Source organism: Exiguobacterium sp. KKBO11, assembly GCF_001644945.1.
Lineage (GTDB): Bacteria > Bacillota > Bacilli > Exiguobacteriales > Exiguobacteriaceae > Exiguobacterium_A > Exiguobacterium_A abrahamii.
On record NZ_LUCU01000033.1, the window covers coordinates 194,817 to 210,067 of the forward strand.

Sequence of the window (15,251 nt, forward strand, 5' to 3'; positions counted from 1 at the left end):
AACCAGTTAGTATTTCACATTTTTTTGTGCAGTTAATGTTTAAATCTGTTTTAAAATACTAATAGACTAAGAATTTTAGATTTTTAACTGATATTTCCAATGAATTTATTTTTTGAAAATATAACATTGATGCCATAATAAATACTTTTTGTTTTCTTCGAAAAAATCAAGTTTCATATCTGAAGCAACTTGATACACTTGAGGACTTGAAGATAATAATACTTCTGACATTAAAATTTGCCCCTCTTGATCAAAGCTAATTAGTCCTTTATCAAAAAGCGCATCATGATGAGCACATAATAATAGTCCGTTATAGGGGTCGAGGCGCTCATGTTGATTAGAGTCTTTCCATGGCTTGGCATGAGATGCTCTAAGTAATTCTGGTAAGTTAATATGACAAATAGCACATTTTCCTTCCCATAGATTTACTAATCTTTCTTTGTATAAATGTTGTCCTCTTCTCATTAAAATTTCTAATTGAACTTCAGTATGTCTTATTTCATCTTCATCAATTACTTCTGCGTTATATTTAAAAATTTTAGATAATAAATACATGCTTAAGTCATCACTACAGGGATATAAAAATCCATCGTTTTCAACACTATTTATTTGAAATGGAGAATATTCGTGAGGCAACAATTCCTTAATAATAGACCAGTTACTTCTAATATGAAGTGGATTCTTTAACCGTGTAAAATCAATTCTTGCTAAAAAATTATGATTTTCATTTATAATCGTTGAATGTGTGATTTTACTTACTCCATCAATCAATCCATGATTGTAATGAAATACAAAATCATTTTCTTTTAAATTTACCATTCTAGAATAATAATGAGGTACATTTCCTAAAGTATCCTTAGTAGGGCATTCAAGAATATTCTGATCTTGAGAAGCATTATTCATGACAATATAAAAACTCATAAAATATCTCTCCTTAAGATCATTTAGTTCTAGCTGCTGAGATAACCTGTTCAGGAATTTTCCCTAAAAAATAGTCTTCAATTACATCCCAAAAAACTTCAGTAGTCATCTTATTTTCAAAAATATATTTCAACATTTCATTTGAAAGTTTATGACGATAATGTACATCGTTTAAGATTTTATTTTGATACTTACTAGGATTCTTAATTAGACTTTCTAATTGTAGAGTAGAGTTAATTCGTATATAAATTTCTGGAGTATTTCCTCCTTGAATTTGATAATTGATTAGACCAAATCCTTCGAGTAATCCGAATGTTAAAGTAGAGCGGTTAATGGCATCTCTAACGCTTTTAGAGAGATAAACGTTATAACTAGAATCGGGTTGTTTATCAGTCCATTTAGAATCGAAGTAAATATTTGCTTGTTGAAGTACAAACTTAAAAAAATCTTCATAAGATGGAGTAATTCTATAACTTTTATTTTCATTTACATGAATTACGGACCTAGAATTAGTATTTAATCTAAGAGAAGTATAGCGAATCATGGATTGTAAAATAATTTGAGAAAGATTTGAAGCATTATATTTATCTAATTTTAATTCTTTTTCCAGATAGATTGCTAAATCTTCGTTTTTAAAGAATGAGCGAGTTAATGCATAGTTACTAAAAAAACTGCTTACGGTCTGTAATCTTTGAGAGAAAAAAGTTAGAGAATGTTCTAGAGAGTTTTTCGACTGAAAATTAACGATAAATGTAGAGTCAATTTCATCTAAAAAATTTAAATTTATTGTATGATCTCGATCATGAAATTTACGCTTAAAATTAGGGAAAGAAAGGTTACGATATTTCTTCTCCCAGATTTTCTTGAGATCAATTTCATAAATTTTATTATAGTGATCATGATCGATCGTTTTGATATATTTTACATATTCTTTATTCTGAACTTGGTGCAATAATTTCTCGCCTTTTGCTGTAACTTTAAAATATTCTCTAGAAAATAACCCTCTAGGTCTAGCAACAAATGGTGCAAATCCAATTCTATTAATAAAATCTTTTTCAATTAGTAGTAACGAGGTTTTTAATTTTCCTTCAACATCAGTATCTTCATTTCCGTTGTTTGATGTGAAGATATGTGAAAAGTCTTCTACGCTAACTAAAAGATTTCTAGACTTTTTTTTCTCTTTATAAATTTTATAAATTTTTTCGGATACTTGTTGTAATTGAGTTTTTCTGATAGTCGACATTCCGTGTAAACGTTTGATATGTGAAAAGTCATTTTTCAAAAAATCAAAATATGCCTGTCCATTAAGTTGTTCATCACGTGCGGCACGTCCAATTTCTTGTACGTAGTCACATACATTTCCGGTCGGTGCGTAATGATATACTATGTCAATGTCAGGTAAGTCTATTCCCATTCCATATGCCTTTGTAGCAAACATAATTTTAGAATCGCCACGAGAAAATCTGTAATGATTTTCTTCTTTGTGTGCTTTTTGAAGACTGCCATAATAAGTTACAATTTGTTTTGATAATCTTGGGTGTTGTTCTTCGATATAAGTTTGTAGCTGATTTATTAAAGGTATCGTAGGGAAGTATACAAGTACTTTCTTTTCGTTTTTTATAAAACTTTTTAAGCGCAAGGATGCAAAATCAAATTTTGCTATTCTATATTCATTTGTACTTAGCTCTTTAGGATGACTATCAATTTTCATTTCTATATCATTACGTTTTATTTGACCTAAATAAAATTTTGGATTAAGTAATCCTAAACTATCACGTGTTTCTTTATACATATCTTCTTCTCCACCATAAATTGCAGTTGCTGTGAAAGTAGCGATAGGAAATTTCATTTCTTTACGAAGTTTTTGCAGATAGGGTCCTAAGTACCAATAATCAGCTCTAAAAGCTTTTCCCCATGTGGTCACAATATGAGCTTCATCTACAATAAATAAACCAACTTTAGTTTCTTCACCAATTAATAATTTTATATCGGCTCTATTCAACAATGTTTCTGGTGAAATATACAAAATAGCTATTTCTTTTTTGTGAATCCTCCTTTGAATCTCTTCTTTTTCCATTGGTGTAATATTTGAATTGATTGTCGCTACATTATTAATACCACGAGCTTGTAAGTTTTTTACTTGATCATTCATTAGACCTATTAATGGAGAAATAACAATAGTTAGTAGTTGATGGTTTTTATGCATTAAAAACGAAGGGAGTTGAAACATTACAGATTTACCGGCTCCTGTCGAAGAGGTGATAAAAATATCTCTAAATGGTTTTTCTTGTTGAGCATTTTCGATCTCTTCTACAATGTCATGAATAATTTGTGATTGTTTAACATCAATTAATTCTTTAGAGTTATCAGGATCTTTATACATTTTTAAACTTCTAAATGAGCTAAATCCCCAATATTCATCAAGAATTTTTAGATATTTTGATTCATCTATATTTGTTAAGTCTAAAGATTTTTTTGTGAAAAAAATTTTAATATTGGAATTTAAATGTACTAGAGTAGATAGACGTTGTAAGTATTCATTAATAAGGATTTCGCTGTCATTTGAATGAACAATATTTACTAATTGTTTATGAGTAGAATTTATTAATTTATTCATAAGTATAAGAAAACTATTTTGATTTTCTTGAATTTCGAATGTCAAATCGTAAGCTTGAACTTCGCTACTTTTCAAATTCAAAAGGCTTACATTAGTAAAATAAGGATTAAGATTAGATAAGATTTCTTCATCAAAAGAGTAAGTTCCATATAACTGTGAATCTACGTAAACAATATTTCCATAGAATTTATTAATATTCTCAAAGTTAGAAGATTTAATTTCTTGATCATCATCTTCATAATCTCTCAATACTTGATCAAAGTTATCAAATGAATAAAAAATGGGAAATAAAGAATGGTAAAGATTATTATATAAAAATTGAATATCGAAATAGTTTACAAATTGATTTTCAATATAAAACTGGTATTCTTCAGCAGTACACCAATAAAATAAACGTTCATCAGTCATTTTTGGGAAAATATGTGAAATAACCTCTGGGTTATGATTAAATTCTTCGATTTTTTGAGGAAACTTGTCTTGCAATAATTTATAATCACTAACCTCTATTAATTGTTCAGGACTAAAACCTAAAAAAACAAATAACTTTTTTGATTTGGTGACATTATCTATATGTCTTTCTAAGTTTTCTCTTGTAATTTTTTCTTTAAATTTCATAAAAAATCCTCCTTTTTGATATGATAATAATATCAGAATTTTAAAAGAGGTGTTCCTTTTATGGTAAACAATTATAAGTTTAAAAAATTCTTGAAAACCAAATTTCCAAATAATTCTGTCGTTATTGATTTTTCAAAACTAAAAGAGGATTTGAGAGAGACATTTGGTGTTTTTGGTTCTTTAAATGATCAAGAATTAGTTAGATACTTATCAATAAACGGTTATAAAAATATAAATTTCAAACAAGAATTAATTGAAGTAAAGGCAAGTAATAGTGATAACAAAGAAAATTTAAATATTAAAAATGAGAATGATGAAGATATCGGTAGTGAATTAAATTTAGAAGCTTTTTTTACAAATATTTTTGATTCAGAAAAAATTATTATCGAAGAAACTTCATATAAAGATAACAGTAATTTATTTAAACTTTATGATGAGAAAAAAAATGATGAAGTTCAACTATTAAGAATAAAAGAAAAGTTAATCGAAAATAATCAGGCTTTAGTAAAGAAACTTGCTCAACATTATAGTACTAGAGGAAAGTCATTAACTATCGATGACTTAACTAGTGTTGGTAATATAGGATTAATGAAAGCAATAGATAGATTTGATTTGAAGCATGAAGCTCAATTCTCTACTTATGCTAGCTATTGGATCACTCAACAAATTACTAGAACAATTATTAATGAAGGATATACGGTTAGAATTCCTGTTCATGCAATGGAAAAAGTCTTTAAAATGCGGAAAATCGAAAAAGAATTAGATTTTGAAAATATAAAAAAAGCAGTTGATATAGTATGCGAAAAAATGGATATAGATAAAAAGGGATATTATGATTTAAAAGAAATAGAACATAAGTTTTTACATGACGTATCATTAAATGCTTTTATTAATACGGAGACGGGAACCTCAGAAATAATAGACTTTATAACAAATATTGATGCAGATTATATGGATAACATACTAACTGTAGAAGAAACTATAATAAATAACGAAATAAAAGATATTATTCTTGATGAAATTGATATGCTTCCTTCTAGAGAAAGAGAAGTAATCAAACTAAGGTTTGGAATAAATGATGGCAAAACTAGAACTTTAGAGGAGATAGGTCACATATTTGGTGTTACTCGTGAACGTATTAGACAGATAGAGAATAAGACTTTAAAAAAACTAAAAGATAATAAAGCTTTAAATGCACTATATAACTTTGACGCTTGATCGACATACATAGTGTATAAATATGTGTATAGATCATAAGAGAAAAATTGATTATCCAGAAGAAACGGATTCTTTAAAAAACTAATAGAATGTTGAATTAAACTTTAAATTATCATTGTAAAATGCCCCTACTCCTGTGTAATGCAGAATAGGGGCATTATTCATGTCAAAATGTATAGCATGAATTACACCGACACTTCACTCACTACATGATTGACTTGCCACTGCACACCAAACGTATCTTCGACGATTCCGTATGCTTCACTCCAGAATGTCTTTTGGATCGGCATGATGACGTTACCGTCTTTTGCGAGTTGATCAAATGTCTTCTGTAACACATCCACGTCAGATAAGTGGAGCGCCAAGGTAACATTCTGACCGATCGTGACCGGATCATGTGGCATTGCGTCTGAGAACATTAAGCGGGTACCATGAACGATCAGTTCAGCATGTAGAACAAGCGACTGCATCTCTTCTGGGTAGGGCTGACCGTCAGGACCGGGACCTGGTCCGAACTCCATGATGTCCGGTAGTTCTTGACCGAAAACGTGTGCATAGAACGTGATTGCCTCGCGCGTGTTGCCGTTGAAGACAAGATACGGATTGATTGGCATGGGAAAGCTCCTCTCTAAAAAAGGCGAAGTGTGTTTTTTTAAGTATACCAAACATTTGTTCGTATTAAAAGAAAAATCGATTTCTTTTTGTATTGAATCCAGTATAAATGATAACGTTTTCAATTTATCTGATTTTTCATTAAAAAATAGGTTGCAACTTCCAGAGAGACTTCGTATACTAAATTTATCGAAAGCGCTTTCGGTGAAATGGAGTGAGTAGCATGGGAACAATTTATGATTTAGCGAAGATGACCGGTTTTTCGATTACAACGGTCTCAAAAGCCTTAAATAATTATTCGGATGTCAGCGAAAAGACGAAAGCAAAAATCGTCCAAGCAGCAGCCGAGATGGGATACTTACCGAACGCGCACGCCCAGTCGCTCTCGACGAAACGTTCGTGGACGATCGGTGTCATGTTCTCGGAAGCACATGGCGTCGGAATGATGCATCCGTTCTTCAACGCGATCATTGAGAGTTTCCGAAAAGCAACAGAACAACAAGGGTATGACCTCATCTTCGCATCGCGGAACTTACGCAATCGCGATATGAGTTACCTCGAGCATTTCCGACACCGGGCAGTCGACGGCATCGTCGTCATCTGCTCCGATCAGATGGACCAGCACGTCCAGGAGTTGATTCAAAGTACGATTCCAATCGTCGTCGTCGACATGGATAGTGCCGATTGTAGTGTCGTCTACTCGGATAACATTACCGGGGGCACACTTGCCATCAATCATTTGCACGAACTCGGTCATCGTCTGATCGCCCACATTGCAGGGGATACAACGACAGATGCCGGAAGAGCGCGGATTGAAGGCTATCAGCAAGCAATGGAACAACTTGATTTGCCGATTCCAGACGGCTATCTCGTCAATGGCGGATTCTTTTCCGGAGAAGAAGGCAAGCGGGCAATGAACGAGTTGCTAGCACTACCTGATCGACCGACAGCCGTCTTTGTTGCTGGGGATGAAATGGCAATCGGTGCGATTGAGGCGATTCATGAAGCCGGTTTACGGATTCCAGAAGACATCTCAGTCGTTGGGTACGATGATATTTACATGGCGCAGTACATCACACCGAAGTTGACGACGGTCCGACAAGATACGGAAACGATCGGTCAGCACGCAGCATCAGTCTTGATTGAACAGATCGTCAACAAAAAACGGGTCACGACACGCGATGTCATCCCGGTCAATTTGATGGTTCGTCAATCGACAGGTCCAGTACCTGAATAACACAATGGTTGTTTCGGAATCGCTCTCGCTCGTTGTCAGTGAGGAAAAGCGAGAGCGATTTCGAAATCATTTTTTATCACTTTTTCCGAAAGGGCTTTCGGGAATTTTCTTTAAAGCCTTTTCGAAAGCGCTTTCGATATTTTTGAATAACAAATTGAAACCGCTTACCTATAAGCGGAATACTTAATAAAAGGATGAGATGAGATGAAGAAACAGTTAGTTAGCGTGTTAACAGTCGGTGCGTTAACAGCAAGCGTCCTTGCTGGATGTACAGGAAGCAGCGAAGAAAAAACGAGCGGCGGGAAAGAAGTCTTGAAAATCTGGTCGTTCACGGATGAGTTAAAAGAACCTATCAAAAAGTTCGAAGAGAAAAACGGAGTCAAAGTCGAATTGACGATCGTGCCGATCGCCGATTACCCGACGAAATTGAAACCAGCACTTGAGAGTGGTGTCGGAGCACCGGATATCTTCACAGGTGAGATTGCGTTCCTCAAGCAGTGGGTCGATGCGGGGTACTGGGCGAACCTCTCTGAAAAACCATTCAACGCAGGCGAAGTCAAAGATGACTACATCCCGTACGTCTATGACATGGGGAAAGATAAGGACGGTAACGTGCGTGCGCTGTCATGGCAAACGACACCAGGTGGCGTCTACTACAAACGAAGCATCGCGAAAAAAGTTCTCGGTACAGACGATCCAAAAGAAATCGGCGGCATGATGGACTCGATGGACGGCGTCTTCGAAGTCGCTGAAAAAATGAAGAGTAAAGGCTACAAGATGTTCCCGGATGAAGGATCGATCCGTTGGTTCGCACAAGGGAATGATCCACAACCTTGGGTCAACGATAAGCAAGAACTCGTCTTGACGCAAGACAAGAAGGATTACATGGATTACGCGAAAGAACTTCGGACGAAACAATATACAGCACTTGCACCAGAATGGTCACCATCATGGTTCGCAGGGATGGATAAACCAGTCAAAGTCAAAGAAAACGGTAAGGAGACTGAAACAGAAGTCTTCTCTTACGTCCTCCCGACGTGGGGTCTTCACAGTGTTCTCAAAGAAAACGCGAAAAAATCAGCGGGTGACTGGGCTGTCACAAGCGGACCGAGCCCATACTTCTGGGGCGGTACGTGGTTAGGTGTCTACAAAGATTCGAAGAAACAAAAGCTTGCGTATGATTTCGTCAAGATGATGACACAAGACGAAGCGTTCCTAACAGATTGGGCAAAAGAAACAGGTGACGTGTTAGCGTACAAACCAGTTACTGAAAAAATCAAGACCGACTTCAAAGATGAGTTCCTCGGCGGACAGAACAACTATGAGTTCTTCCTTGATCAAGCAGACAAGATCACACCAGGAATCGTCACGAAGTATGACCAGCAGCTCGATACATTGTATGGTGCATCGGTCATGGAATACGTCCAAGGTAAAAAATCAAAAGACGAAGCACTTGCTGAGTTCTACAAAAAAGTCAAAAACGCGTATCCGGACGTCAAAGTACCGGAATAAGGAGAGTAGGTGGGGCGATCCTCGCCTCACCTCTTCTTGTTTAAGAAAGGGGTTTGACCTGTGAAAAAACTCGATCGCCATGGGTATCTGTTCATCGCACCGTTTTGGATCGTCTTCTTGATCTTCAGCATCTATCCGGTTGCCTTGACTTTCTATTACAGCTTCACGAACTACACGGGCGCTGAAGGCGAACAACTCGTCGGACTCGCGAACTATACGCGGTTACTCGGGGATACGTACTTCATCGAAGCGTTCTTTAACACTCTGAAGATTTGGGGTCTGAACTTCATCCTTCAGATTGGCGGCGCTTTACTACTCGCCTTGTTGTTCTCGGATCTCCAGTTGAAATTAAAAGGACTTGCCTTCTTCCGGGCGACGTTCTACTTACCGAACTTGATCACGATCAGCTCGGTCGCCTTATTGTTCGGCATCTTGCTCGACTGGCAGCATGGTTCACTGAACATGATGTTGATGAAAATCGGAATCATCTCGGAGCCAATCAACTGGTTGACGCAACCGGTGACAGCACAAATTTCCGTCTCGCTCATCCTGACATGGATGTGGCTCGGTCACTCGTTCATCGTCGTCATGGCGGGCGTATCCGGGATCTCGAAGGACTACTTCGAAGCAGCCTTGATTGATGGGGCAACACGTTGGCAGATCTTCTCACGCATCACGTTGCCACTCTTAAAACCGATTTTGCTCTACATTATGATCACGTCGTTGATCGGTGGTCTGCAATTATTCGACCTGCCGATGTTGATTACGGATGGTGTCGGTGCGCCAGATGGTGCCTTGAACACGATGGTGCTCTATCTCTATAACCAAGCTTTCAAATACAACAACTATGGCTACGCCGCTGCTGTCGCATACGGACTGTTTGCCATCACGCTCGTCTTTTCAATCATCGTCTTCAAAGGGATGTTCCGAAAAGAACGTTCGCCGAAAGGAGCCTGACCGATGGAACGAAATGCAGAAGCACGTCGGATCGTGCCACAAACGGAGGAACAACCGGAGCGTTCCGAACGCCCGCTCAAGTTGACGCCACCACCGAAACAAAAGAAAGCCTGGTTCGGCAAAAGTGTCATCTATATTGGTCTCGTCGTCTTAACGATCGCCTGTATCATCCCGTTTTTGATGATGATCATCAACGCGACGCGCTCGAACGAAGAAGTCTTGTCCGGGTTCTCGTTGATTCCGGGGAACTCGCTTGCTGAGAACTACGCCGCACTCAGTTCGTACGTCAACATCTGGTCCGGTTTCAAGAACAGCTTGATCATCGCTGTCCTCGTCACCGTCTTATCAGGGTATTTCTCGGCGTTGACAGCATTCGGATTCGCATTCTATCAGTTCAAAGGCAAGAACGCGATGTTCGTCTTCATGCTCGTCATGATGATGGTTCCGGGTCAACTCGGTTTGATCGGGTTCTATGAACTAAGTAAGAATCTCGGCTTGCTTGATAGCTACATCCCATTGATTGTTCCGGCAATCGCGAGTCCGTTCACGGTCTTCTTTGTCCGACAATATGTCCAGACCGTCCTGCACCCGAGTTTGATCGAGGCAGCACGGATGGACGGAGCAAGTGAGTTCCGGATCTTCCATACGATCGCTTTACCGATGATGATGCCGGCGATCGCAACGATGTCGATCTTTACGTTCATCGGTTCATGGAACAACTACATCATGCCGCTCGTTTTACTATTCTCCCCAGAGAAGTACACGTTGCCGGTCTTGATGGGCTTCTTGAAAGGATCACAAGTCGCAGAGAACTTAGGCTCGCTCTATCTCGGGATCGCGATTTCCGTCGTACCGATCATGATCGCCTTCTTGTTCCTCTCGAAATATATCGTCAGCAGTATCTCGGCAGGTGCCGTTAAAGAATAAGTAGCTTAAAGGAGATTACACATATGAAATTTGCACCGAACTTCGTATTCGGAACGGCGACGTCGTCGTATCAAATCGAAGGAGCCCACAACGAAGGCGGACGTACGCCTTCGATCTGGGATGCCTTCTGTGATGAGGACGGAAAAGTTTTCGAAAAGCATAACGGTGATGTCGCTTGTGACCATTATCACCGTTATGAAGAGGACATCCAGCACATCAAACGTCTTGGCGTCGACACGTACCGCTTCTCGATTGCCTGGCCACGCATCTTCCCGCAAAAAGGGGTCTACAATCCGGAAGGCATGGCCTTCTATAAGAAACTCGCGACACGTCTGCGGGCTGAAGGCATCAAGCCAGCCGTGACGCTGTACCACTGGGACTTACCACTTTGGGCACATGAAGAAGGCGGCTGGGTCAACCGAGCATCGGTCGACTGGTTCCTTGACTTCGCTCGTGCTTGTTTTAAGGAACTCGACGGGATCGTCGATTCGTGGATCACACACAATGAACCATGGTGTGCCGGGTTCCTTAGCTACCATCTCGGACAACATGCACCGGGTCATACGGATATGAACGAAGCCGTTCGTGCCGTGCACCACTTGTTGTTATCACACGGAAAAGCAGTCGAGCTGTTGAAGGGTGAGTTCAAATCGGTCACACCGATTGGTATCACGTTGAACTTGGCACCGAAGTATGCGAAGACGGATTCCGTCAACGATCAGCTGGCGATGAACAACGCGGACGGATACGCGAATCGGTGGTTCCTCGATCCAGTCTTCAAAGGTCAGTATCCGGTCGACATGATGAACCTGTTCTCGAAATACGTCCATTCGTACGCGTTCATCGAAGAAGGTGACATGGAGACGATCTCTGTCCCGTGTGATTTCTTCGGGATCAACTTCTACAGCCGCAACCTCGTCGAGTTCAGTGCTGCGAACGACTTCCTGCAGAAGGATGCGTACTCGGATTACGACAAAACAGGCATGGGCTGGGATATCGCCCCGAGCGAATTCAAGGACTTGATTCGTCGTTTGCGTGCTGAGTATACGGATTTACCGATCTACATCACGGAAAACGGTGCGGCATTCGACGATGAATTAGTCGATGGTCGCGTCGCTGACCAGAACCGGATCGATTACGTCGCACAACACTTGCAAGCCGTGTCTGATTTAAACGAAGAAGGGATGAACATCCAAGGCTATTATCTTTGGTCACTGCTCGACAACTTCGAGTGGAGCTTCGGCTACGATAAGCGCTTCGGGATTCTCTACGTCGATTTCGAGACACAGGAACGGATTTGGAAAGACAGCGCCCACTGGTATGCGGGCGTCATCGAGCAACATAAGGCAACGATTCCGCAAGAAGCGTGACAAAGGAGGCAAGGTCGAACATTCGTCCTTGCCTCTTTTTGACTAAGAGGAGGAAACAGACATGAAGACATGGGTAGCACTGGCGGTCGGGACCGGTTTATTGCTGAGCGGTCAAGCGGTCGACGCGAAGGCAGACAAAAAAGAGACGAAGTGGAAACTCGTCTGGTCGGATGAGTTTCAGGCAAAACAACTCGACCGGACGAAATGGACGTACGATACGGGGAACTGGATCAAGGATGCGAACGGACAACCGGTCTCACCGGGTTGGGGCAACAATGAAAAACAATACTATACGACGAAGCGAGACAACTCGTTTATTCGTGACGGGAAACTCGTCATCAAGGCAAAGCAGGAAAAGACGACGGATGATCTCGGTACATACGATTACACGTCGGCGAAGCTGAAGACGAAAGGATTATTCAGTAAGACGTACGGGCGTTATGAGATCAAAGCGAAGCTGCCGACCGGAAAAGGGCTTTGGCCTGCGTTCTGGATGTTACCGGAGCAAGATAAGTACGGTGCATGGGCAGCGTCCGGTGAGATTGACGTCATGGAAGCTTGGGGCAGTCAGCCGGACAAGGTCGCTGGAACGATTCACTACGGGGAGAACTGGCCGAACAATAAATACACGGGGAAAGACTATCACTTCCCAGACGGACAGCGAATCGATCAATGGCATACGTACGCGGTCGAGTGGGAGCCGGGTGAGCTCCGCTGGTACGTCGACGGCAATCTCTATCAAACACAAAACGATTGGTACAGCAAAGGCTTGAACGCGGCAACGAACTATAGTTATCCGGCACCGTTCGACCAAAACTTCTATCTCGTCATGAACCTCGCGGTCGGTGGTTGGTTCGATGGAGAGGTCGATGCGACGACGAAGTTCCCAGCCGAGATGGAAGTCGACTACGTCCGGGTCTATGATTTAAAAAATCGAGCGTACCGCGAACCGATCGAACCGACCTACGAAAACGTGACGTTACCGGACGGAGCCAAGCAACCAATCGAAGGGAATCTCGTCTACGACACGACATATGAACAACCGGTCACGATGATCACTGGAAATCAGTCGTTTGATCCGCTGTACTGGAACTATGTCACGCTCCCAGACTTCGGTGGCAAAGGAAGCCTTGCGATCATTGAAAAAGAAGGGCAACGGATGGCAGACGTCACGATTGATCAGCCTGGTTCACAGACGTATTCTCACCAACTGATTCAAAACTTATCCCTTGCGCAAGGTGGACGTTACCAAGTCAGCTTTGACGCGAGCAGCACAGCAGACCGGAAGATGATGGTCAAAGTCGGCGGTGGGGCAGAGCGTGGCTACACGAAATATTCAAATGAACAGTCGATTGCTCTGACACCGAGCGTCAAACGACATATGTTCACGTTCGATATGGCGGCAGAGACGGATCTCGCAGCGCGTCTTGAGTTCAACCTCGGACTCGAAAAAGCGGGTGTCCAGATCGGGAACGTCCGTGTCGAACAGATTCCACGCGGCGTCATCGATGAAGATGCAACGAAACCCGCACTACCGGACGGGAACCTCGTCTACAACGGTACATTCGATCAAGGGGCGATGGATCGTTTGACGTACTGGCACTTCGACGGTAGTAAACGGACGACAGGGTCTGTTGATCCCGAGTCACGTGATTTCCGTTATGAAGGACATGGACAAAAAACGACGGCACGTTTAACGCAAAAGGGACTTCAACTAGAAGCCGGGCATGCGTATCAGCTTCGATTCACAGCAGGTGCGAAAAAAGCGAAATCACTTCAGGTGAAAATCACTGGGGCACAGGATCAATTGAAACAGACGACTGTACCGTTGACGAAACAAGCAACGACTGTCGACATTCCGTTCACGGCTACACAAACGGCAGACGACAATCAGCTTGTGTTTGACTTCAGTGGACAAGCCGGAAAAATCTCGCTCAATGATGTGGAATTGATCGATGTGACACCAGTGCCGGTCGATCCGTCACCACTGAAGAACGGTTCGTTCGCAAACGGATTGACGTCGTGGTCGTCATACGTCCACTATGATGCGCAAGCCGCTATCGAAGCTGTCAATGAAGCAGCACGCATCCAAATCGGAGCGGAAGGACAAGAACCATGGAGTGTCTTGCTCGAGCAAGGAAACTTGTCACTCGCGAAAGGCAAAACATATGAATTGAGCTTTACGGCATCGTCGACTGTACCGCGTCCGATCGAAGTAACAGTCGAAAATGCTTCGTACACGCGTTACTTCAGTCAAGTCGAGCCAATCACGGCAACACCGAAAACGTATAGCTATACCTTCACGATGGGACAAGCCGATACAGGTGCGTTGAAGTTCTTGATGGGACGCGCGGAAGGTTCGCCGTTCGCCGCCCATGATGTGACGATTGATGATGTGAATCTTAAAGTGAAGGAATGACTAAGGCAAGGTAATGGACGCGTCCATTACCTTGTTGTAGTGTCATCAGCTTAAACAAAAAAGCCGAACTATTTTTCATGATGAAAAAGGAATAAAACCCATCATATGGAATATACAACGTAGAAGTGACATCTATTCGTTTTCAGAGGAGGAAACGTCATGCGTCAAAGGTACATACCGTATCGGCTCATCTTCATCGTAGGTTTACTTGGCATGATCGGCATCAACGGATGGTCCGCCATGCTCCATCCGGACGGCACGATTAACGGCTGGCAAAGCATCGCCTCCGTCGTCTGGCTCGTTAGTCTAGTCGGGTCGCTATTCTATATGAAGGATGACAAGGCGCTTCGCCTCGTGGTCTGGTATATCCGGATTGGTCTCGTTGCGGCGTTATTCATTTATGGTGTTTCGTTACTCGAAGGCGCATTTTCTGAAACGATTTGGTTTGATGCATTGGCGAGTGTTCAGTTCGTGTTCTATTTTCTCTTCGTTGTCCCATTGTTTGGATTAAATGCCTGGACGGATGTATTGTTTGGTGAGTTTTCGTTATACATGAGTGTCCTGTACGGTATCGCCTTGATTACGCTCTACGTAAAGGTCTGGAATGATACATCGCGGCATTTGCATTATTAAGTAGAAAAGGTGAATGGTATGTTGAGTCCCGTGAATGAGCGCGAAGAACGGACGGGGAAGCGTGAACGCCGAAAACAACGAAAAATCGATGTGGGATGCGTCACGATCGTCGGCATTCCATTACTGTTCATCGTTCCGTTTCTGTTGATCATCCTTATCTTAATGAAGTCTGCTCCATGAAAAGGTGACCTGGTGTCACCTTTTTTTGTTGTG

At 41.3% G+C, this 15,251-nt stretch carries 12 protein-coding genes; 9 read left to right on the top strand and 3 right to left on the bottom strand.

The window, feature by feature from the left end; all coding sequences use genetic code 11:
• Positions 1-105: 105 nt before the first annotated feature.
• Positions 106-921, bottom strand: a complete 816-nt coding sequence (locus tag AYO36_RS12025) for an HNH endonuclease (RefSeq protein ID WP_064300561.1) — start codon at positions 919-921, stop codon at positions 106-108.
• Positions 922-940: 19 nt separating this feature from the next.
• Complete coding sequence (locus AYO36_RS12030) at positions 941-4,153, bottom strand: DEAD/DEAH box helicase (RefSeq protein WP_064300562.1); 3,213 nt, start codon at positions 4,151-4,153, stop codon at positions 941-943.
• Between the two features lie 60 nt (positions 4,154-4,213).
• Between AYO36_RS12030 and AYO36_RS12035 the strand changes: the two genes are divergently transcribed.
• Positions 4,214-5,371, top strand: a complete 1,158-nt coding sequence (locus AYO36_RS12035) for a sigma-70 family RNA polymerase sigma factor (protein WP_064300563.1) — start codon at positions 4,214-4,216, stop codon at positions 5,369-5,371.
• Between the two features lie 185 nt (positions 5,372-5,556).
• Here the strand turns inward: AYO36_RS12035 and AYO36_RS12040 are convergent, their stop codons facing one another.
• Positions 5,557-5,985 carry a VOC family protein gene (locus AYO36_RS12040; RefSeq protein WP_064300564.1) on the bottom strand — a complete coding sequence of 143 codons (429 nt, stop codon included), beginning with the start codon at positions 5,983-5,985 and terminating at the stop codon, positions 5,557-5,559.
• Between the two features lie 221 nt (positions 5,986-6,206).
• On the opposite strand from AYO36_RS12040, the gene AYO36_RS12045 reads away from it, so the two are divergent.
• The 8 genes from AYO36_RS12045 (at position 6,207) to AYO36_RS16815 (ending at position 15,218) form a co-directional block, all read left to right on the top strand.
• On the top strand, positions 6,207-7,220 hold the full coding sequence (locus tag AYO36_RS12045) for a LacI family DNA-binding transcriptional regulator (RefSeq protein ID WP_023466908.1): 1,014 nt from the start codon (positions 6,207-6,209) through the stop codon (positions 7,218-7,220).
• A 204-nt stretch (positions 7,221-7,424) separates the two neighbouring features.
• Complete coding sequence (locus AYO36_RS12050; RefSeq protein ID WP_064300565.1) at positions 7,425-8,732, top strand: ABC transporter substrate-binding protein; 1,308 nt, start codon at positions 7,425-7,427, stop codon at positions 8,730-8,732.
• A 60-nt stretch (positions 8,733-8,792) separates the two neighbouring features.
• Positions 8,793-9,689: a carbohydrate ABC transporter permease gene (locus AYO36_RS12055; protein ID WP_023466912.1), complete on the top strand. Its 897-nt coding sequence runs from the start codon at positions 8,793-8,795 to the stop codon at positions 9,687-9,689.
• 3 nt (positions 9,690-9,692) lie between these two features.
• Positions 9,693-10,616 (top strand): carbohydrate ABC transporter permease, encoded by a 924-nt coding sequence (locus tag AYO36_RS12060; RefSeq protein ID WP_081637442.1) that lies wholly within the window; start codon positions 9,693-9,695, stop codon positions 10,614-10,616.
• A 23-nt stretch (positions 10,617-10,639) separates the two neighbouring features.
• Positions 10,640-11,986 (top strand): GH1 family beta-glucosidase, encoded by a 1,347-nt coding sequence (locus AYO36_RS12065; RefSeq protein ID WP_064300566.1) that lies wholly within the window; start codon positions 10,640-10,642, stop codon positions 11,984-11,986.
• 61 nt (positions 11,987-12,047) lie between these two features.
• Positions 12,048-14,405, top strand: coding sequence for a carbohydrate binding domain-containing protein (locus tag AYO36_RS12070; RefSeq protein WP_064300567.1), 2,358 nt, complete (start codon positions 12,048-12,050; stop codon positions 14,403-14,405).
• 159 nt (positions 14,406-14,564) lie between these two features.
• Positions 14,565-15,038, top strand: coding sequence for a hypothetical protein (locus tag AYO36_RS12075; protein ID WP_064300568.1), 474 nt, complete (start codon positions 14,565-14,567; stop codon positions 15,036-15,038).
• A 21-nt stretch (positions 15,039-15,059) separates the two neighbouring features.
• Positions 15,060-15,218 carry a hypothetical protein gene (locus AYO36_RS16815; RefSeq protein WP_156501857.1) on the top strand — a complete coding sequence of 53 codons (159 nt, stop codon included), beginning with the start codon at positions 15,060-15,062 and terminating at the stop codon, positions 15,216-15,218.
• Positions 15,219-15,251: the final 33 nt, after the last annotated feature.

Excerpts from the sequence above, each read along its gene's own strand:
- AYO36_RS12025 (WP_064300561.1), bottom strand. The coding sequence starts at position 921 with ATGAGTTTTTATATTGTCATGAATAATGCTTCTCAAGATCAGAATATT.
- AYO36_RS12030 (WP_064300562.1), bottom strand. The coding sequence starts at position 4,153 with ATGAAATTTAAAGAAAAAATTACAAGAGAAAACTTAGAAAGACATATA.
- AYO36_RS12035 (WP_064300563.1), top strand. The coding sequence starts at position 4,214 with ATGGTAAACAATTATAAGTTTAAAAAATTCTTGAAAACCAAATTTCCA.
- AYO36_RS12040 (WP_064300564.1), bottom strand. The coding sequence starts at position 5,985 with ATGCCAATCAATCCGTATCTTGTCTTCAACGGCAACACGCGCGAGGCA.
- AYO36_RS12045 (WP_023466908.1), top strand. The coding sequence starts at position 6,207 with ATGGGAACAATTTATGATTTAGCGAAGATGACCGGTTTTTCGATTACA.
- AYO36_RS12050 (WP_064300565.1), top strand. The coding sequence starts at position 7,425 with ATGAAGAAACAGTTAGTTAGCGTGTTAACAGTCGGTGCGTTAACAGCA.
- AYO36_RS12060 (WP_081637442.1), top strand. The coding sequence starts at position 9,693 with ATGGAACGAAATGCAGAAGCACGTCGGATCGTGCCACAAACGGAGGAA.
- AYO36_RS12065 (WP_064300566.1), top strand. The coding sequence starts at position 10,640 with ATGAAATTTGCACCGAACTTCGTATTCGGAACGGCGACGTCGTCGTAT.
- AYO36_RS12070 (WP_064300567.1), top strand. The coding sequence starts at position 12,048 with ATGAAGACATGGGTAGCACTGGCGGTCGGGACCGGTTTATTGCTGAGC.
- AYO36_RS12075 (WP_064300568.1), top strand. The coding sequence starts at position 14,565 with ATGCGTCAAAGGTACATACCGTATCGGCTCATCTTCATCGTAGGTTTA.